The 19,763-nt window shown below is 62.0% G+C and carries 13 protein-coding genes; 5 read left to right on the top strand and 8 right to left on the bottom strand.

The genetic code is table 11. The features are described from left to right. Positions 1-109: 109 nt before the first annotated feature. Entirely contained in the window at positions 110-3,088 is a 2,979-nt protein-coding gene (locus CFAEC_RS03395) for a UPF0182 family protein (RefSeq protein ID WP_290278830.1), read from the bottom strand. Between the two features lie 100 nt (positions 3,089-3,188). Between CFAEC_RS03395 and CFAEC_RS03390 the strand changes: the two genes are divergently transcribed. Continuing rightward, complete coding sequence (locus tag CFAEC_RS03390) at positions 3,189-3,713, top strand: PPA1309 family protein (RefSeq protein WP_290279794.1); 525 nt, start codon at positions 3,189-3,191, stop codon at positions 3,711-3,713. An 83-nt stretch (positions 3,714-3,796) separates the two neighbouring features. Next, positions 3,797-4,492 carry a hypothetical protein gene (locus CFAEC_RS03385; RefSeq protein ID WP_290278827.1) on the top strand — a complete coding sequence of 232 codons (696 nt, stop codon included), beginning with the start codon at positions 3,797-3,799 and terminating at the stop codon, positions 4,490-4,492. Here CFAEC_RS03385 and CFAEC_RS03380 read toward each other — a convergent pair. Then, positions 4,489-5,541, bottom strand: coding sequence for a YlbL family protein (locus tag CFAEC_RS03380; protein WP_290278825.1), 1,053 nt, complete (start codon positions 5,539-5,541; stop codon positions 4,489-4,491). The genes CFAEC_RS03385 and CFAEC_RS03380 overlap by 4 nt on opposite strands. An 85-nt stretch (positions 5,542-5,626) precedes the next feature. Between CFAEC_RS03380 and CFAEC_RS03375 the strand changes: the two genes are divergently transcribed. Next, entirely contained in the window at positions 5,627-7,042 is a 1,416-nt protein-coding gene (locus tag CFAEC_RS03375; protein WP_290278823.1) for a zinc-dependent metalloprotease, read from the top strand. A 6-nt stretch (positions 7,043-7,048) separates the two neighbouring features. On the opposite strand, the gene CFAEC_RS03370 is transcribed toward CFAEC_RS03375, so the two are convergent. Then, on the bottom strand, positions 7,049-7,537 hold the full coding sequence (locus CFAEC_RS03370) for a M48 family metallopeptidase (protein WP_290278820.1): 489 nt from the start codon (positions 7,535-7,537) through the stop codon (positions 7,049-7,051). Between the two features lie 70 nt (positions 7,538-7,607). Between CFAEC_RS03370 and CFAEC_RS03365 the strand changes: the two genes are divergently transcribed. Then, on the top strand, positions 7,608-8,411 hold the full coding sequence (locus CFAEC_RS03365; protein WP_290278818.1) for a hypothetical protein: 804 nt from the start codon (positions 7,608-7,610) through the stop codon (positions 8,409-8,411). 117 nt (positions 8,412-8,528) lie between these two features. Then, positions 8,529-9,599: a hypothetical protein gene (locus CFAEC_RS03360; RefSeq protein ID WP_290278816.1), complete on the top strand. Its 1,071-nt coding sequence runs from the start codon at positions 8,529-8,531 to the stop codon at positions 9,597-9,599. A gap of 7 nt (positions 9,600-9,606) precedes the next feature. Here the strand turns inward: CFAEC_RS03360 and CFAEC_RS03355 are convergent, their stop codons facing one another. From CFAEC_RS03355 to CFAEC_RS03335, 5 genes are read right to left on the bottom strand one after another with little or no spacing between them, the layout of a single operon-like run. Beyond that, complete coding sequence (locus CFAEC_RS03355; RefSeq protein WP_290279793.1) at positions 9,607-11,640, bottom strand: ATP-dependent DNA helicase UvrD2; 2,034 nt, start codon at positions 11,638-11,640, stop codon at positions 9,607-9,609. Between the two features lie 22 nt (positions 11,641-11,662). Beyond that, entirely contained in the window at positions 11,663-12,382 is a 720-nt protein-coding gene (locus CFAEC_RS03350) for an NAD(+) diphosphatase (protein WP_290278813.1), read from the bottom strand. 1 nt (position 12,383) lies between these two features. Then, a complete protein-coding gene (locus CFAEC_RS03345) occupies positions 12,384-13,445 on the bottom strand; it encodes a potassium channel family protein (RefSeq protein WP_290278811.1) in 1,062 nt (353 codons plus the stop codon). 40 nt (positions 13,446-13,485) lie between these two features. Continuing rightward, complete coding sequence (locus tag CFAEC_RS03340) at positions 13,486-16,698, bottom strand: ATP-dependent helicase (protein WP_290278809.1); 3,213 nt, start codon at positions 16,696-16,698, stop codon at positions 13,486-13,488. Further along, the gene (locus CFAEC_RS03335) at positions 16,691-19,762 is read right to left on the bottom strand and encodes a PD-(D/E)XK nuclease family protein (protein WP_290278807.1); all 3,072 of its coding nucleotides are present in this window, start codon (positions 19,760-19,762) and stop codon (positions 16,691-16,693) included. The genes CFAEC_RS03340 and CFAEC_RS03335 overlap by 8 nt, the downstream gene beginning before the upstream one ends. Position 19,763 lies beyond the last annotated feature (1 nt).

Below are 19,763 nucleotides of genomic sequence, written 5' to 3'. Positions count from 1 at the left end.
GGCCACGTCAGATACGACCAAATCCCCTGATCAACACGTATGGCCCCGCCACTGTTCAACAGTGGCGGGGCCATACGGAGATCTCACTCAGGGAGTCCTGGCGGGGAATTTACTCTCCGGCGCCAGCACCCTGGTAGCCCTCGACTGCACGGTCCAGCGCATCGAGTGCACGGCCGTACTCTTCGAAGGAGCCATCGCGGGCGGTCTCCAGGTTACGGAGTGCTTCGTTGATGGAGTCGATACCTTCAGCTTCAGAACCAGCTGGAGCGGTCGGGGTTTCAACCTCAGCAGGGGTGTCTCCATCTTCAACAGGAACGTCAGTCTCAGGGACAACGACGCTGCCGTCTTCCTGAACCACTTCGATGTCCTGGGCTGCAGCCGGGTCGATTCCCGCCTGGGACAGAGCCTCAGCGATTGTCGGGGCGTAGCCAACCTGTCCCTTGTAGAAGACCAGAACACGCAGCAGCTTCGGGAACGCTGATTCCTGATCCTTACGCTGAGAGTAGATCGGCTCCACATAGAGGATCTCTCCACCGCCAACTGGCAGAGTCAACAGGTTGCCGTTGTAGAGGTCGTTGGATCCACGCCACAATGTCTGGTCCTGAGCCACCTGGTCAGAGGACATCATCGCATCCTGCGCCTGCTTCGGGCCCTGGGTCACAGCGCCGGTAGGAAGAACGCGGACGGTGATCTGACCGTAGGTGTCAGGATCAGAGGATGCTGACATGTGTGCGGACAGGTACTCACGCTGCAGACCACGGAACGGGGTGATCAGCTGGAAGCTGGACTCACCGGTCTCCGGATCAGCGGCGACAATGTAGTACGGAGGCTGCTTGAGCTCCTGGCGACCCTCAGGTGCGGTCGGGTCATTGGGAACAGACCAGAAAGCATCGTTGGTGAAGAAGGTGCCGGCATCATCGACGTGGTACTGGGCGAGCATGTCACGCTGGATCTTGAACAGATCCTCCGGGTAACGCAGGTGGTTGCGGAGCTCGTCAGAGATCTCAGATTCCGGCTGGATAACATCGGGGAATACACCCTGCCAGGCCTTGAGCACAGGATCCTCCGTGTCGAACTCGTAGAGCTCAACGCTTCCGTCGTAGGCATCCACAACCGCCTTGACGGAGTTACGGATGTAGCCGACACGGTCGGTGATCAGCGGCTGCTGGAACTCATCAACCACCACGGAGTCAGCGGTGGCCTCATCCAGTGATGAACGGGTGGAGTACGGCAGGCTGTCCAGCGTGGTGTAACCGTCCACGATCCACTTGATACGACCGTCGATGACGGTTGGGTAGGACTTGGAATCGGTGGTCAACCAGGGGGCGACCTTTTCCACGCGGGTGCGCGGGTCACGCTCGAAGAGAATCTTCGATTCAGAACCGACGCGGTCGGAGAGAATCATGTTCATCTCCTGGTAGCGCAGGGCGAAAGCCGCACGGTTGACCATGTTTCCGATGCCAACGCCGCCATCACCGTCGTAGGTGTAACTGGTGGAGTCGGTGTCATACTCGACCGGGCCGTCGCCGGTGTCACCGACGATGGCGTAGTCCGCACCATCCGAAGCGGAGGCGATCAGTGGGCCGTAGTAGACGCGTGGCTGATCAACCATGATGCCGAGTTCTTCAGCGTTTTCGCTCTCAGCGGCACGGGCATTGGACTGAAGATCGGACACGGTGTACACCGGGTAACCACCACGGGTGGATCCGACATCGCGTGCAACCTCATCGACCTGGTTGGCCTGTGCTGCGATGAAACCGTTGCCGTGGGTGTACACGGTGTGGCGGTTAATCCAGTCCTGCTGGTTCTGCTGCAGGGAGTTCGGATCCAGTTCGCGGGCTGCCACGACGAAGTCACGGAGTTCGCCGTCAACTTCATAGCGGTCCATGGCCAGCTGCTCCGGGAATCCATAGAAGTTCCTGAGCTGCTGCTGCTGGGTGAAGGTCGGGGACAGAATCTGCGGATCCAGGAGACGGATATTGGAAATGGTCGCCTCATCGGCTGCCACTTCAGCGTTTGTAGCGCCGCCAGAACCCCAGTTCTCAAGGTAGGAGACCTCTTCATCCGTGATGCCGTAGGCATAACGCGTGGATTCGATGTTCCGCGAGATGTACTCGGATTCTTTCTCAGCACGGTTCGGCTGGACGGAGAAGCGCTCCAGCATGAGTGGCCAAGCAGCACCCACCACGATCGAGCTGAGCACCAGAAGCACCACAGCCAGTCCGGGGATACGGAGATCCTTGAGGAAGATCGCGGAGAAGAATGCCACTGCCACGATGGCCGCGATGACCATGAGGATGATCTTGGCCGGCAGCTGTGCGTTGATGTCTGTGTAACCGGCACCGGTGAAGGTCTGGTTCTCCTTGATCAGGAGGTCATAACGATCGAGCCAGTATCCGATGACCCGGATGATCATCCACAGGCCAGCGGTGACCGCCAGCTGGATGCGTGCGCCACGGGAGATGAAGGGCTTCTGACCGGTCATCTGATTGCCCGCACGGATGCCACCCAGAAGGTAGTGTCCGACCAGGGCGATGATGAAGGCAACGACCAGCAGCATTGATACTGAACCGGTGATGAGTCGGAGCATCGGCAAGGCGAAGGCGTAGAACCCATAATCCATGCCGAACTGCTGGTCCTCCACGCCGAAGGACTGACGGTTGAGGAACAGCTGGACGGTGCGCCAGGAACGCTGACCAACCAGGCCGGCGAGCAGGCCGACGAAGACCGGGACGATGATGAGAATGCGACGGAGGCTGTTCTCAATCATCTGGCGGTACTGGAAGACAGGTGATTCCGCGTCGAAGGCGGTCAGTTCATCGGGACGCAGTTTGATGGTGAAGTAGCCGGCCAGCCAGGTAATGAGACCTGCCAGGAGCGCGAAGACTATGAACAAGATGATGCGGGTGACAATGACGGTGCTAAACACGCCACGGTAATCCACTTCACCGAACCACAGCCAGTCAGTGTAGAAACCGACAGCCAGCGGGGTGATCAGGACCAGCAGCGCGATGATGCCGATGATCCACGTCACTACTTTTGGCGGTCGCTTGATCGGTTGGGGTGGGGGTGTGAGACCAGTCGCCAAGACAATATCCTTATGTAAATGCGATTTTCTTCGTTTCTCCCCTACTCTACGGTTTAATCGCATTCAAAGACCAACAAGACGATTCTTTAAGGAAAAAATGATGAACGACGCTGTTTTCAGTCCGCAGGCTCTCAACAAGGCGATGTTGGAGGCAGTCGACTTCATCCACGCTGAAGGATGGGATCAGGGCCCCACCCTGTTTGCACTGGTCCCCACTGAAATGTTGGTGGACACCCTTGACGAGGACATCGAGGATTCACCCCTCACCCTCGTGGTTCAGGACAACCTTCCCGATAACCTACTTCCGGGGTCGGAAGCACTGGGGGATTATGTCTCGCGCCTGGCGTGGCCCGCCCAGATTGCAGGTGCGCTACTGGTGCAGGAGATCATGTTCACGGACTCCTCCATTCCAGGTTCGGAACCCCGCCCGGCCCGCCTGTTCTCTGGCGTGTTGCGCGGAGAAGCTGAGTTGACGCTGTTGCAGCTACGCCCCACCGATTCCGAATTAGCTGCTCGCGGGCCGTTCTCCGAGGATGAGATTGAGCTTCGTGGTGGTCCGGGGGTGGCTCCTGGTGTGATCGCGGCACTGCGGTACACCCTGGAAGCAGACCCGGAGGAGTTCTAACCGTCTCAGATTCACTCCGGTTAGCTAGAATTGGACCAGTTAACCTGTAGTAAAGGCAGCACGATTCCAAGGAGAACCAGACAGTGGCGTCGACCCCACGTACCCGCATCCGCTTTGCAACGGGACTAGTGGCGCTCATCCCTGTCCTCGCCTCCTGCTCCTCCGGGGAGGAACAGGACCCCGGCCCGGCCACAACAACCCAGGTCAGTCCCACCACCACCGCCACCTCCACCACCACGCCCAGCCCCACCACGCCTTCGGCGTCCCCCTCGCCCACCGGTTCGCCCTCGGCAGAAACAACGACCACGGAGGTGGTCGAGACGTCGACAAGCGCACGTCAGGATGAGCTGGATGAGGAGATCGAGGACATCTACGAGGTGTTCCAATCGCTCGCGCCGCGGAGTCTGTTCGAGCAGTTTGATACCTGCGATCCGAATGGCGTGGAGAATTCCTCCGCGTGTACAGGTGCCGAGGTGGGACAGTTCCAGTTCTTCGCCAACAATGCCAAGGCGGCATCCACAACCCAGCTATTGACGGAACTCCGCAGCTCACGGGTGGTGGAGGATACAGGTTCGAGGATCGTGGGGTGGACGACGATGGGCACGATGTCGATCATCACCGCGGTGGACAATGAGGAGGGCCTGGTGCTGCAGCAGATGGTGTCCTCGGATCGCATTGACCCTGAGGAGCGCATCTATGAGCTCGGTCTGGTGACACCCCCGGATGGGTGGGAGCCATCGCCGACCTCCACTGTGGAGACCAGCGTCAGCAAGGACTAGCTGCAGGCCTCGAAGTCCCGGCCACTGTTATAGTTCTCCATCTGTTCGACGGCATGCTCGAGGGAATCCACCTTCAGAATCGTCATGTCACCCGAATCGGCGGTGAGTGCCTCAGCGCAGTTGGCTGCGGGAGCCAGGAAGATGTCAGCGCCTTCCTCCTCTGCTGCGCGCACCTTGTGGGAGATGCCACCGATCGGGCCCACCGTGCCGTCCTCGGCGATGGTGCCACTTCCCGCCACGAACCTACCCCCGTTCAGGGGGCCTTCGGATAATTTGTCCACCACCGCGAGGGAGAAGATCAGCCCCGCGCTGGGGCCGCCGATGTCCTCGAGGTTGTAGGAAACTTCCGCCTCAGAGGTCGGGACGGATGTCATGGAGATACCCAACAGTGGCAGGGCGGCATCCTGGGGATGCTCGCCAAGGGTCACCGTCGCGCTCCCCGGCTCGCCGCCGCGGGTGTAGGTGATGGTGACCTCGTCCCCCGGGGACATCCCCCGGATGATCTCCTGGACCTGACCCGGCGTGGTGACGGGGGCGCCGTTGACGTCGATGAGGGTGTCGCCTGGCTCGAACTGTCCGGCAGCGGCACTATCCTCGACCACTTCAACCACCTCCGCCTCCACCGGCAGACCGAGGAAATTCATGGCGGCGATCGTCGCGGCTGCCTCAGAGGCAGTGAATGCCAGGGTGTTGGACTCCTGGACCTCTTCCATGCTCTGCCCCGGAGGGAAGATCTGCTCGATGGGCACGATGGTGTCATCGGTGAACAGCCAGCGGGTCAGGGCCTGCGACAACGTCATGCCGGTGCGGACGGACACCGTGGTCATATTGAAGTTGCCCTCCACATCATCAGTCTCCACACCGGTGATCTCCACGACCTCCACCCCGTCGACGTCACCGAGGGTGTTGAACGTGGGGCCGGGTCCTTCCGCCGCGTATGGAACGGTGAGACTGATGTCGGTGCCCGGGATATGGTCGATGCTGACAAGGGATGCCAGCGCCACGAGTGGGACTGCTCCCCAGGCGAGGGTCTTGATTCTGCGGTTCACGGATATCCACCCTACAACCTGTGTTCGCTCATAGCGTTGCCCGGATCATGGCATTCGGGTTTGGGTGCCTTGTAGATTGGGAGATATGAATTCCAATGGCTTCGGTTTCTCTTTCCCGAATAACGACGACGATGACAACGACAGGGACCGTAATAACAACGATCCTTTCGGTTTCTTCGGCGGCGGCGCCGGTGGGTTCGGCGGCGGCGGATTAGGTGATCTCCTCAACCAGTTCGGTCAGATGCTGTCCGGCATGGGCGATTCCATGAACAGCCCCGAGGCTGGCGGTCCGGTCAACTATGAACTGGCAGCACGCATCGCCCGCCAACAGATCGGCCGGGCTCCTGAGACCAAGCAGTCTGACAGGGATGCGGTCACCGAATCCATCCGTCTCGCCGAACTCTGGTTGGATGACGCCACCCAACTGCCCACCTCCGGTCACCGCCCCGAGGCCTGGAACGCCGAGGCCTGGTTGGAGAACACCCTGCCCATGTGGAAGCGCCTCGTCTCACCTGTCGCTGCACATATGAACCAGGCCCAGCTGGAGAACCTCCCCGAGGAGGCGAAGGAAATGATGGGCCCGATGTCATCGATGATGAACCAGATGTCCTCCATGAACTTCGGCATGCAGCTGGGCAACGCACTCGGCGATCTGGCCAAGCAGACACTGTCCGGTTCAGATTTCGGTCTGCCCGTGGCTCCCACCGGTGTCGCCGCAATCCTGCCCACCAACCTGGCTGAGGCATCCAAGGGCCTCAACGTTCCAGCCCAGGAGATGCTCGTCTACATCTGTGCCCGCGAAGCTGCGCGTCAGCGACTGTTCAAGCATGTGCCCTGGCTGATCGAGCGACTGGTGTCGTCGGTGGAGGAATACGCCGCCGGTCTGGAGATAGACACCTCACATATTCAGGACGCCATGGGCCAGTTCCAGATGGACAACCCAGATCCGCAGCGCCTTCAGGAAATGATGAGCGAGCTGCAGGGCATGGACCTCTCCCCCCGCATCAGTTCCCGCAACGCCGCGGCTGTCTCCCGCCTGGAGACCCTGCTCGCGCTCATCGAGGGTTGGGTTGACCTGGTGGTCACCCAGGCGATGTCCGAGCGCATCCCCTCCACCTCAGCTATCAACGAGGCATGGCGTCGCCGCCGCGCCACCGGTGGTTCCGCGGAGAAGGCCTTCGCCAAGGTCGTCGGCATCGAGTTCAACGCCCCGAAGGTCGCCGAGGCCACCGAACTGTGGCGCCGCATCGAGGTGGCTGTCGGTGTTGAGCGCCGTGACGCCGTCTGGGACCACCCTGACTTCCTGCCCGTGGCTGAGGATCTGGACAACCCAGCGCAGTTCATCGACGGCCTCCTCGACGAAGGCAGCTCCGACGGTTTCGATCCCATCGCCGAGATCAACAAGCTCGAGCAGTTCCTTGCCGATGAGGCCGGGAAGAAGGATTCCACCGACGAGTCCGATGAATCCGACGACTCCGATGAGGACAAGCCCGAAAAATAGCCCTATCTAGCCCCAGCGCTGATACGCCTCAAGATAGCCCCTGGCCCGCTCGGCCAGGGGCGTTTTGTCTGCCCAACTCCAGAATTCCGCGGAGTGATCCGGGATGAAGGTATGCGTCAGCTCGTGCACCAGCACCGCATCCAGCACATAGTCCGGAACGTGACGCAGCCGGTCAGAGATACGGATGTCGGCGGTTGCGACCGTGCATGACCCCCACCTCGATGTCTGGTTGCCCACCCACCGAACCGACCCCACCCGGGCACGCCCCTCCAGCACCGTCTCATTGAGACGGTGCGCGCGTTCCACGAGGGCGGCGTCGCTGTGCGCGGAGGAGGTGGTGCGCTTTTTAAGCTTTGCGACGATCTCCTCCACCGCCTTCTCCTCCTCCCCCTTGGTCATCCTCGCCGGAATCCTGACCTCGACTTTCCCATCGACGATCCGCGCCTGTACCGTCCTGGTCCGCCGTGCAGAACGGATCACCACAATCTCGTGCATGACAGGTGATTGTATCTGTGATGGAATGGTGTGGACACGGGGGTGTGTCCGGAAATCGGGGTAGTTGTCCATGACTCATGTCGTTCTTTCACCATCGGTTCAGATACTCATCCGTCCGGGTCCCGCGATCCAGTTCGGGGTGGATGCCACGCGTGCCGGCGTGCTTGAAGTGGATTCCACCGAGCTTGCCTCACGGATTGTTCCCGTGCTGCTGGGAATTCGGGGAGGGCAGGGGGTTGAGGTGGTCGTCGATAAGCTCATCGCCGCGGGCCTGGGGCCCGCAGCCGCCACCAGCCTGCTCGAGGACCTGCTCGCTTTCCGGGTGTTGCGGGAAACCGCGCCGGGTGAGGTGCTGCTATTCGGGCGCGGCACGCTTCTCGACGCCACCGCCACCCTCGTCGAATCCCTCGGTCTGGTTCCGCGCATTGCTCTGCGCGATGATCGCCCATCTGTGTTTCTGACCCGCCCGGCGCGGCATGTCGTGGTGCTCAACAGGTTGGCGCACACCCGGCATCTGGCGCCGTTGCTCGCACGCCGGGTTCCCACGTATCTGACGGCATCACTCATCGATAACCGTGGTCTCATCGGGCCGGGGCGCCGCGGACACAGCGGTCCGTGTCTGATGTGTGTGGATCTGCACCGCTCTGATGTTGATCCGCACTGGCACACTCTGGTCACTCAACAACCCAACGGCCCCACCAATCCGGATGCGATCACCGAGGCCGCCACCGCCGCGCGCCTCGCCGCGATTCTGCACACCGATGACTGGCAGGCCGGGGATGTCGAGGAGATCGATCCTTATGCGGGTTCAGGGCACCGTGGGCAGGTGTCGGGGCATCCGAGATGTCCAGTATGTTTCTTCCCCGCGGGTTAAAGTGAATTATCAAAGGGGATAACACTTCGGCGTATCTCCCTATCCGCCCAGGGCGAAAGGTACACCGCACTCATGTCCAGGATCCAATCATTTCGCACTGTAATAATAGGACTCGTCGTGGCGATGGGGCTTGTCAGCTGCGCCGACTCCAACAGCAACCAGGCTCCATCTACCACCACCGTCACCAGTACCCGGAGTATCGCTCCAACTACAGAGGAAGACACCACTGTTGTTCCCTCCCGGACAGATACAGCCCGCGACCTCTACACCGACGTGCTGGACAATCCCGAACAATACAATTTCCAGGGCGGTGCCGGCTATAACCTGACCGGCCAGTACCAATACGCCTTAATCGAGATGACCGGCGATGACATACCTGAACTACTACTGGTAGCGGAAGGCGCTGACTACATCAGTCCGGTCCGGGTCTTCAGTACATCCGAGAATGGTGCTCTCCTGACATCAGATGACACCCTTGTGAGTGGGGCCAGCAGCGGCGGTGGATATCGGGCACGCGTGGCCGAGTCGCCCGAGGGTAATCAGATTTTCCAGGTGGAGGGAAACGCCTCCCGTGCTGGAACCACCGTCCGCGGATTCATCCTCGAGGGCGACCGTCTCGTACCAAACGGTGTGGAATTCCAAGACAGTTTGACAGCGCCCTCTGAAAGTACGTCCACCATCACCTTCTACCCGGTTTCTGATCGCAGCGCCCTCGAAACGATCGGCCAGACAAGCAATCAGGCAGACATCCAGGCAGATACACAGGCAGATAGGCAGGTTCTGGCTCCCCAGCCAACCCTTGGGGAGGATCCCCCCACAGATCCCGGCGCTGATGGATACACAGCAGCCGGAACAATCCGGGTCATGACAGCCCCGCAGCTCGCCCGCCACCAGGGCCTGGAGCGAACACCCAATGGCGAGGACGACACTTTCCGTTTCGCAGTCCTGATCTTTGACTCCCCCACCATGTTCACAGCGCGGCAGTCAGGCAACCCGGATGGGCCGATGCCGCGGGAAGCGAAAATGGTTCTCCTGGGAGAACAAACTCCTTATGGATCGAACGACACAGCGTTCGACTTGGACGGACAGCGTGCGACCATCACCTACATCCCGGAGGAGTGTTGGTTCCCCTCGGATGCGTCACTCCCCCTCGGTGCACCACGGTGCGGCGGAGTCTCCATCAACTGAGACAGGCTCAGTTTGCCAGGATGCCCAGGATCGCATCACCGTACTTCTCGATCTTCATCGGCCCGATACCGGGGACATTGAGCAGCTCATTCTCATCGGTGGGCATCGTTTCGGCGATCGCCATGAGCGTGGCGTTGGTGAACACGATGTAGGCGGGCACATTCTCCCGCTGGGCGGTGTCATTGCGCCACGTACGTAGCTGTTCGAAGATCTGTTCATCGCCCTGCGGAGGGCAGGATCCGCAGCGTCCCACCACCCGTTCGGCAGGGGTGTCCAGGGGGTTGCCGCACACCCGGCAGTTTCGCTGACGGTTCGCCCGCGGGGTGCCGGATTCCGGTTCGGTGTCAAAGACGATGCCGTCGAGGAACCGACTGCGTTTACGCGATTTCCGGCCACCTTCCTGCCTGGACAGTGCCCATGAGCCGTGGAGGTGTTCGCGGGCACGGGTGACACCGACGTAGAAGAGGCGTCGTTCCTCCTCGATCGCCTCATCACCCGCCTTGATCGCGTGACTGATGGGCAGGGTGGAATCAACGAGCCCGACCAGGAACACCGCGTCCCATTCGAGACCTTTCGCGGCATGGAGCGAGGCGAGCGTGACGCCCTCGACGGTGGGCGGGTGCTTTGATTCCTGTCGTTCGTGGAGTTTGCGGAGCAGTCCCTGCAGCGTCAGGTCAGGGGTGGCGGTGACCAGTTCCTCGACCAGATCAACGAGCGCGTTCAGCGACTGCCATCGTTCGCGTTCCTGCGCGCCTTCGGGTTCCTCGGTGGACAGGCCGAGGGGCACCAGGGTGCGACGGACCAGACGGACCAGGTTGGTTTCATCGATGTCCCGCTGCGATGCCCGCACCAGTTGGGTGAGCGCCTGACGGATCTCACTGCGGGTGAAAAACCCTTCGCCGCCGCGAACCTGGTACATGATCCCGGCATCCGACAGTGCCTGCTCGAACACCGCCGACTGTGCGTTGATGCGGTAGAGCACGGCGATCTCAGAGGCTGGAATCCCCTGGTCAAGCAGGGTGAGGATCTTGCCCGCCACCTCGCGGGCCTCGGTGGGTTCGTCATCGTAGGAGGTGAACTCCGGTTCCGGTCCGGGTGCACGCATGCCCTCCAGTTCCAGGCGTGTGCCCGCCACACGCCCCCTGGCCTGACCGATGACGGTGTTGGCCAGGTCGGTGACCTGCGGCGTTGAGCGGTAGTCCCGCTGCAGCTTGACGACGGTCGCATTCTCGTATGTGCGGGAGAAGTTAAGCAGATAACTCGGCGTGGCCCCGGTGAAGGAGTAGATCGTCTGGTTGGCGTCACCGACCACGGTCAGATCATCACGGTCGCCGAGCCACGCCTGCAGCACCCGCTGCTGGAGCGGGGTGACGTCCTGGTACTCATCCACCACGAAGCTGCGGTACTGTCCGCGGAACTCCTCAGCCACGGCCGGGGAGTTCTCCAGGGCGCCGGCGGTATGGAGCAGGAGATCATCGAAGTCCAGCAGTATCCCGTCCCCGGTGGACTTCATCCGTTCATAACGGGCATAGACTTCCGCGACCTTTTCCGCGGGCGCGGGCGGGGTGCGGGATCCAAGTTTCTCCGGATACTGCTCCGGGGTTATCAGCGAGGCCTTCGCCCATTCGATTTCGCCGAGGATATCGCGGACTTTCTCCGTCTGGGATTCCATCCTCGCGCCACGTACCGCACGGCCAACGAGCGGGAACTTGTTGTCCAGCAGTTTCCACGGCAGGTTGCCCGCCACCTGTGGCCAGAAGTAGATCAACTGTTTGCGCGCCGCGGCGTGGAAGGTGCGTGCCTGGACTCCCCCGATGCCCATGAGGCTGAGGCGGTGTCGCATCTCCCCGGCGGCGCGGGAGGTGAAGGTCACCGCGAGTACCCGGTTGGGACTGACGAAACCCTGATCGATCAGGTGCGCAATGCGATAGGTGATGGTCCGGGTCTTACCCGTTCCGGCGCCGGCCAGGATGCACACCGGACCACGGGGTGCGGTGGCGGCGATACGCTGGTCCTCATCGAGGTCCTGCAGGTTGATCACAAAATCCCCTTCATTGGAAAAGTCAGTGTTGTTTCTCATTCGCCCACTTGTGGATCATGTCGTGGGCGATGGATCCGGGTGGGGCGATCGGGATCCGACATTCCAGGATATCGCGTGCCCCCACCCAGATCATCTCGGCGAGTTCACCATCGGTCTCCGCCTGTTGATCCTCATCCTCGGTGAATCCCCGCATGCCCACCATCAGGGAACCGGACACCGGCCACGGCTGGCTCGCCACATAGGTGATGTCACCGACGCGACGACCGGTCTCCTCCAGCACCTCACGGGCGAAGGCGTCCTCGAGGTTCTCACCATGTGAGACATAACCCGCGATCAGGGAGAAATAATTCTTTCGCTGGGCATTCATCCCCAGCAGAATGCGCTCCGCACCGGTTAACTCCACGATGCCGATCACCGCGGGGTCCAGACGGGGAAACAATGGTCGGCCGCTGGCACCATAGGCGACCCCGCTATCGGCGTAACGGAGTTCACTGCCATCTGATGGGTCGAAACGGACACGCTCGCTGTTGCGGAGGAGGCTGACGGAGGCGTCGACAAGCTTATCTCTCAGGTCGCGCGGCGCGACCGCCTGTCCCAACCGCGACACGTCGGCATGCGTGACGCGTACCGCGAAGAAGCCCGGCGCGACAGAGACCGGGTTCCCAGGGTGGTCGTTGAGGAAAACGGGACGGCCATCGCGGACTGGAATCTCGTCACGGGGGCCAATGGGGAGAATGTGCATGTTAATCCTTCACATCATCGCTGAAGACTCGGCGGACATACAAGAGCCGGTCGCCCGGCTCGACGGTTTCCGCCTCCGGGGAGTCAATGCGGTAGAGCTCACCGGAACGGACCACCCCGAGGACGATGTCGGCGAGGTGCCGGGGGTTGGAACCGACCTCATCCTCCGCGACGGGACGTTCCGCCACCGAGAAACCCTCATCGGGTGAGAGCAGGTCCTCCATCATCTCCACCACGGACGGGGTGACGGTTGCGAGCCCGAGCATGCGGCCGGCGGTCTCAGAGGAGATGACCACGGAATCCGCACCGGATTGTTCCAACAGGTGCTGATTCTCGGATTCACGGACAGATGCCACGATCATGGCGCGGGGAGCGATCTCCCGCACAGAAAGAGTGACCAGCACGGCGGTGTCATCCAGGTTGGGTGCCACGACCACTGCGCGGGCCCGCTGCACCCCGGCGATCCGGAGCACATCGGCCTTGGTGGCGGTACCCCGCACGGTGACCAGTCCGTCATTGTTGGCGGCGTCCAGTGCGACGGGGTCGGTGTCGATGACCACGATCTGATTTGCGGCGACACCATCGGCGAGCAATGCGGCGACAGCGGAACGGCCCTTCGTCCCGTATCCGACAACAACCGTGTGATTGCGCATTCGTCTCCTCCAACGTTGGATCTGCAGAGCCCGGCGCGATTCCTCGGTGAGCACGGACAGGGTGGTTCCGACCAGCAGCACCAGGAAGGCGATGCGGAACGGGGTGATGACCAGCACGTTGAGCAGGCGTGCCTCCTGGGTGATCGGGGTGATGTCGCCGTAACCCACCGTGGTCAATGACACGGTGGAGTAATACAGTGCATCCACGAAGGTCAGTTCCTCCGAGTATCCACCGCGATCAAAGTAGACGATGAGAGTGACCACGAGGGTGAGCAGCAGGGCATAGGCGACACGTCGCAACATCAACCACCATGGACTGATCTTCGCGGCCGCCGGCATCCGGATGATGCTCAGCAGCGCATGGTCGGGTAGACCCGACAGGTCACTGTCGCGGCGGGAATGTCTGCTCATCCCTCACATCCTCTCTCATTTCCCTCTAGATCATATGCGTTTACTCCCCATCCAGAAGTCGGGCGAGTTCACTTACTTCAGGTAGATGGTCCGGTTCAAAGGTGTGATTGTGTGCCACATAATGGAAAGCACCTCGGACCTGCGCCGAATCGATCTTCCGCAGGCTCGCCCACGCGATGCGGTATACGGCCAACTGGATGATCGCGGCGGCCATCTCCGGGCCTTTCGGGGTCTGTCCGGTCTTCCAGTCCACCACCAGCCAGGTGCCGTCAGGTTCCTGGAACACAGCATCCATGCGTCCGCGGATCACGTGTCCGCCGATGACCACCTCGAAGGGGTGCTCCACAAAAGTGGGGGTGCGATCCGACCACCGGGATTGGAGGAAGGAGTCCTTGAGTTCAGCGAAGGTGCTCGCGGATTCCTCCTCATCCATGCCGGGCAGCTGATCCTCATCCAGCAGGGCGGTGGCGCCGAAACGATCCTCCAACCACTGGTGGAACTGGGTGCCGCGTTTGGCGTAGGTGTTCGGTTTGAAGGGCACGGGTCGGCGTAGCCTCCGGGCGAACTGCTCCGGGTTGTTCTTCAGACTGACCAGATCAGTTGCGGTCAGTTCACGGGAGATTTCCACGGCGAGGGTGGGCGATTGGAGGCGGTGGTGTTCGTCGATAAGCACCGTCACCTCGCGTTCCCACAGCTCCTCCAGGCCGCCATCCTGCGACGCCGCCACCGGCGTCGCCCGCACGAGGGCCGCCCCCTCAGCCATGCCGGCCGATGCGGCCACCTGCGGGTAGATCCCCTCCTCGGGGGGCAGCTTTGCGACGTCCGCCTCATCCCCCTCCCACCACGTCACCACCGCATCAGGCGCCGTGGACTTCAGGATCTCCAGGTGGGAATATGGGGATTTGGGTTTGACCGTGGTGCCATCAATCGCCGAACCCGTCACCATCAACACACGTTCACTGCGCGTGATGCCCACATAGAACAGCCGTGAATTCTCCTCTGCCAGACCCTCACGAACCTCAGCGATATAGTCCTTACAGGCATTCTCCAATTCTTTACGATCCTCCGCACCCGAGGTGTCCAGCACCGGGGTACCCTCCCCGGCATCGCCACGCAGGGTCGAGGGCACCGCCGTGACATTGGTCAACCACGTCGATGCCTTCGCATCATAGGTACCGGCGTCCGCGTGGAGAACGGACACAATATCCCACTCCAGGCCCTTCGCCTTGTGCACCGTGAGGATCTGCACACGATCACTGCGCACCGTCACCTCACCCGGTTCCAGACCATCCTCCTGATTCTGCGCCAACTGGAAGTAATCAAGCAGCTCAGGCAGACCGATACTCGAATGTGCCGCCACCTCATCGGCGAAACGATCGAGGTGAACCGTTCCCACGGCACCATCAGCCCGGGGGTTCTCACGGGCGAGCACCTCGGTGCGGATCCCAAAGACATCCTCGATGTCCGCGAAGATATCCGCCACGGACCTACCCAGACTCGAGGTCCTCAGATGACGGAGTTGGGCGGACAGTCGACGCAACCTCCGCAGTCCCTCCTCGCTGAAATCAGTGGCCTCACCCAGATCCGATACGGCATCCGCCAGTCCGACGATCTCCTCCGGTTCCGCAGGGACGGTATCTGCGATCTGGGCGGCGAGCTTCTCCAGTGGATCCTCCGGCTGGAGTTTCTCCTCCCAGGAACGGACACGTCCCGCGATATTCGCGGCGCGTTTCTGCAGCACCTGGATATCGGCGACACCCAGGCCCACATGCGGTCCCCCCAGGATGCGAAGCGACGCGCGGTTGTCCTGCGGACGGACCAACATCGTCGCGATCGCCACCATGTCAGCGACCTCAGGCACATCGAGCAGGCCGGACAGTCCGACGATCTCCACCGGAATGCCCCGTGCGCGCAGCTCCGCGGCCATCGGTTCGGAATGTCGACGTTTACGGACCAGCACCGCGGCGGTGAATTTCTCACTGCGGGCATCCCAGTACTTCTTGATCTCATCAGCCACGAAGGTCCGTTCCTCCTGTGCGGTGGCGAACCAGCCGATCGATACTTCACCTGTCGGTGCGCCGGGCCGTGGCTGCAGAGGTTGAACGGTGCGGGTCGGTCCCGGACCAAGGACTTCGGCGGATACGGCATTCGCCAACTCCAGCACCTCCGGCGGATTACGCCAGCTGGTGGTCAGTTCGCGTTTCGGTGCATCGGTGCGGGTCTCCAGGGAGATCTTGGGGAAATCACCGATGAAGTTCTCCAGGTTCGCAGCCGTAGCCCCCCGCCATCCGTAGATCGCCTGCATCGGGTCACCCACCGCATTGACCGTCAGCCCCGGATCAGTTCCGCCGAAGAGACTGCGCAGGAGCACCCGCTGGGAATGGCTGGTGTCCTGGTACTCATCAAGCATGACCACCCGGAAGCGACGACGCTGCGAGTACCCCACCTGTGGATGCGTGGATGCCAGGCGTGCCGCCTTGCTCATCTGTTCGCCGAAGGTGATCACAGCCCGGTCATGGAGTTCCTGTTTGAGCTGTTCCACCAGGGGCAGATACTGGAGGCGGGTGATCTGGGTGTCGCGCCAACCCACCATCGTCTGGGAGAGGGCATCCCTCTGCCGGGGGCCTTTGGGCAGCTCATCAAAGAGGTTGATGAACGGCCAGGACTCATCGACGATGTCCTCCGGATCCACCATGTGGTTGTCCATCTCCGAGACAAGCTTGAGCAGGTATTCCGTCACTGTGGCGGGTGATTGGCTGGCGGTGAGTTCACCCCGGTAGTTGTCCACCACCTGTCTCGCGATGTGATAAAGCTCCGTCTGGGTAATCAGACGGGCCGATGGTTCCACGGGCAATAGCAGTCCGTATTCGCGGATGAGACTGCCCGCATAGGAGTCATAGGTGGACACCGTGGGTGTGATCGCCTGGAGATCACGTGCGATGCCCCCGGTGGGATCGATGTCACGCAACGTGGGGATGCCAGCGAGGGTCTCCAACCGGTGGCGGATACGCTGCGAGAGCTGCTGCGCAGCCTTACGGGTGAAGGTGAGCCCGAGGACCTGGTCCGGGGCGACCAGACCATTGGCCACCAACCACACCACACGGGCGGCCATCGTTTCTGTTTTTCCTGCACCGGCACCGGCAACCACGAGTAGCGGCCCGGGTTCGGAACCGATGATGGCGGCCTGCTGATCGGTGGGGGCATGTTCCTGCCCCAGCATCCGGGACAACAGCACCGGGGAAACCTTAGCCATGGATGAGACGTCCTTCCGGTTGAACTGGGCAGAGACTTCTGACGGGACAGTTACTGCAGGTGGGATTCACCCGCGCGAGGAGGTTCGGCCCCCGGCGCAGGTGTGCGAGTTGGGGAAGCAGAGCGGCGAACTCATCGAGTTCCGCCTCCGACTTGGGAGCCTGGTCACGGGTGGTGATGCCCTTGGCATCATGTGCCGGATACACCAACACGCCACCACCGACCGGATCCGGGGTCTCTCCAGGAAGCGGATCCTCGATGCGATCGCCGTGGAGCACACCGCGGGACAGAGCCAACTGATAGGCGGACAGCTGGGCGTGTTCGGCCATGTCCTTCTGTGTCGCGGCGGAACGACCTGTCTTCAGATCCACCACCACGAGTTCACCGGCCGCGTTGCGTTCGAGCCGGTCCATGCGACCACCGATGGATACATCCTCATCAATGTTGACGAGGACGTCTGTTTCGATGCCGACGAGGTCGAAGGTCGCGCGGGAGGTGAGCAACCAGGTGTGGGTGCGGTTGACGGTGCGTCGAAAAGCGTCTTCCGTCGCCTCGCGCGACCAGCTGGGCACGTTGGCCAGGTCCATGTATGCCTCAGTGACCATCTCGGCTGAGCGGTCAGGGTCGGCGCCGCGGGCCACGGCCTCCGCAAACGCGTGGACGAGCGTGCCACGCAGCATCGCCACCGGGGTCTCATCCTCGCTGTCGAGCCGGTCGAGCGCGGCGCGCAGCGGGCAGTTCATGAGCGCCTCGATGCGCGACGGCGACAGTCGCACCTGCCCCGGAGGCACCAGCTCTTCAGTGGTGGAGGGCTCACGGAGAGCGAGCCAGCTCCCCGGGTCCGCGCCGGGGATGCCCGCTGCGGCCAAGCGGTTGAGCTGCCGGGCCGCCTGGCTGCGCCGGCTCCCCAGCTCTGATGAGTCGGTCACTGTCCGTCGAAGTTCCGCAACGAGGGCGGGCACAGACAGCAATCGGTGTCCGAGGATCTCCGGTTCAGCGAGCGTGGTGTCGCCGGTTCCCTCGACGTGGGTGATCTCACGGCCGGTGTTCTCCGCGAGTTCAGTGAGGAACCGTGAGGGCTCGAGCACCTCATCGGAATCTGGTGAGTTCACCGCTGTGACCAGGAGTTGTTCGCTGGCACGGGTGGTGGCGACATGGAACAGGCGCCGTTCCTCCGCCAGACGGTCCACCGACCGGGAGATGAAGATGTTGGGGTCGATGTCCTCATCCACCAGATCCACCAGCTCCTCCTGTCCGAGCAACGTGCCGGTCTCCCCCAGCGACGGCCAACTCCCCTCCTGGACTCCGGCGACGATGACATGTTTCCATTCCCGCCCTGTCGTCGCATGCGCGGTGGTCACGGTGACGGCCTCAGGTGAGATGCCGCGACGTTCACGGACACCGGTGGGCAGTTCCTGTTCAGAGATGTGGAGGATGAAGGAGCGCAGACTCGCGGAGCGGTAGCGCTCGACGTAGTCGCCGGCGGCGTCGAAAAGCGCCATCATGGCGTCCAGGTCACGGTCAGCCTGGGAACCAGCCGCGCCACCTCGGAGGCTGGCAGCCGAGAGATGCTCGGACAGCCCGGTCTCCGACCAGATCGCCCACAGCACCTCCTCGATGCTGCCGTCCAGAGCTGAGCGGCCCGCAGCGAGCACCGATCTGACCCGCTCCAGCAGCTGGAGTTCGCGCTCGGTGAGATAACTCAGCAGCGCATCATCACCGTCGCCCTTCAGCAGGACACGCAGCACCTCGATCGCACGACAGTGCCCGCCTGCACGCATCTCCGCCTGCCGCAGACCGCGGAGGAGGCGACGCAGCGTCACCGGATCGGCACCACCAATCGGGCCGAGCAGCAGATCCTCCAACTCCAGCGGGGTGAGATCCTCGGTCAGCGCGCGCAGCCCCAGAATCATGGCGGCGACGATACGTTGCTCGGACAGCACCACATCAGTTGGGCTGATGTGCACCGGCACACCCGCCGCCAGCAGCACCCGCCGCACGGGCGCGATCATGCCGGCCGAACGCACGATCACCGCGATGTCCGACCAGTCCACATCTTCAATCAGATGCGCGCGCCGCACGGTGTCAGCGAGCACGTCATTGTGCGCCGATGCGGTCTCAGCGACCGCAATGCTTATCGACGCCCTCCTCCTGCTCTCCTCCAGATGAAGCGAATTCTCCGCCGGAAAGTCAATGAGGAAATCCGGGTTGGCACCGCGGAAGTGGAACACCGACTGCTCCGGGTCACCTGCGATCACCGTGAGTTCGGCGGATGGGATGAACCTGGCAATCAGCTCCGCCGACTTCGGATCAAGGTGCTGCGCATCATCGACAAAGACACCACGGTATGTCACGCGCGGATCCGGACATGCCAGTGCCTCGGTGACAAGTTCAGACGCTGAGTAGCTATGGCTGCCCGACAACGCCATGATCTGCTTATATTCGCGGAGAAACTCACCTGCCGCCACCCAGTTGGGGCGATCGAAGTGTTCGCCATAACCAATCAGGTCATCGGGCCCGACACCACGTTCCACCGCACGCAACAGAAAATCACGCAGCTGCCTGGCGAAACCCACCATCCGAAGGCCCTCACGCTGCTCCGCTGGCCACCCACCACGATTGGTGTCAGCGTGGCCGCGGAGCAGTTCACGGATCACCGCATCCTGCTCCGCACCCGTGATCAGACGGACATCCTCATCGGTGCAGTCACGGATGAGAGCGAACGCCAACGAGTGGACGGAACGGACCATCGCCCCCTCGGAAACATAATCCAGTTCGGAGACCAGTTCGGAGATCTCCCTCCTCAACCGCCCCGCTGATTCCTTTGATGCGGCGACAATCAGGATGGAGGACGGATCCCAGCCCATGCGAATCCGTTCAATGACGGTATCGATGACCAGGGAACTGACACCGGCACCGGCGACACCGGTGACCCGCCAGGTGGAGGTGCCAGTACGGATGAGCTCTTCCGCAGGCCCCGACCACACGCGTGGCTCAAGGCTCGGGGTTGCCCGTACAAGACGGACATCAGGATCTTTCGGGATGAATGGTTGGTACTCCGACATA

Origin of the sequence: Corynebacterium faecale (genome assembly GCF_030408735.1) — a bacterium.
Taxonomy (GTDB): domain Bacteria; phylum Actinomycetota; class Actinomycetes; order Mycobacteriales; family Mycobacteriaceae; genus Corynebacterium; species Corynebacterium faecale.
This window is presented reverse-complemented; position numbering and strand designations above follow the sequence as displayed.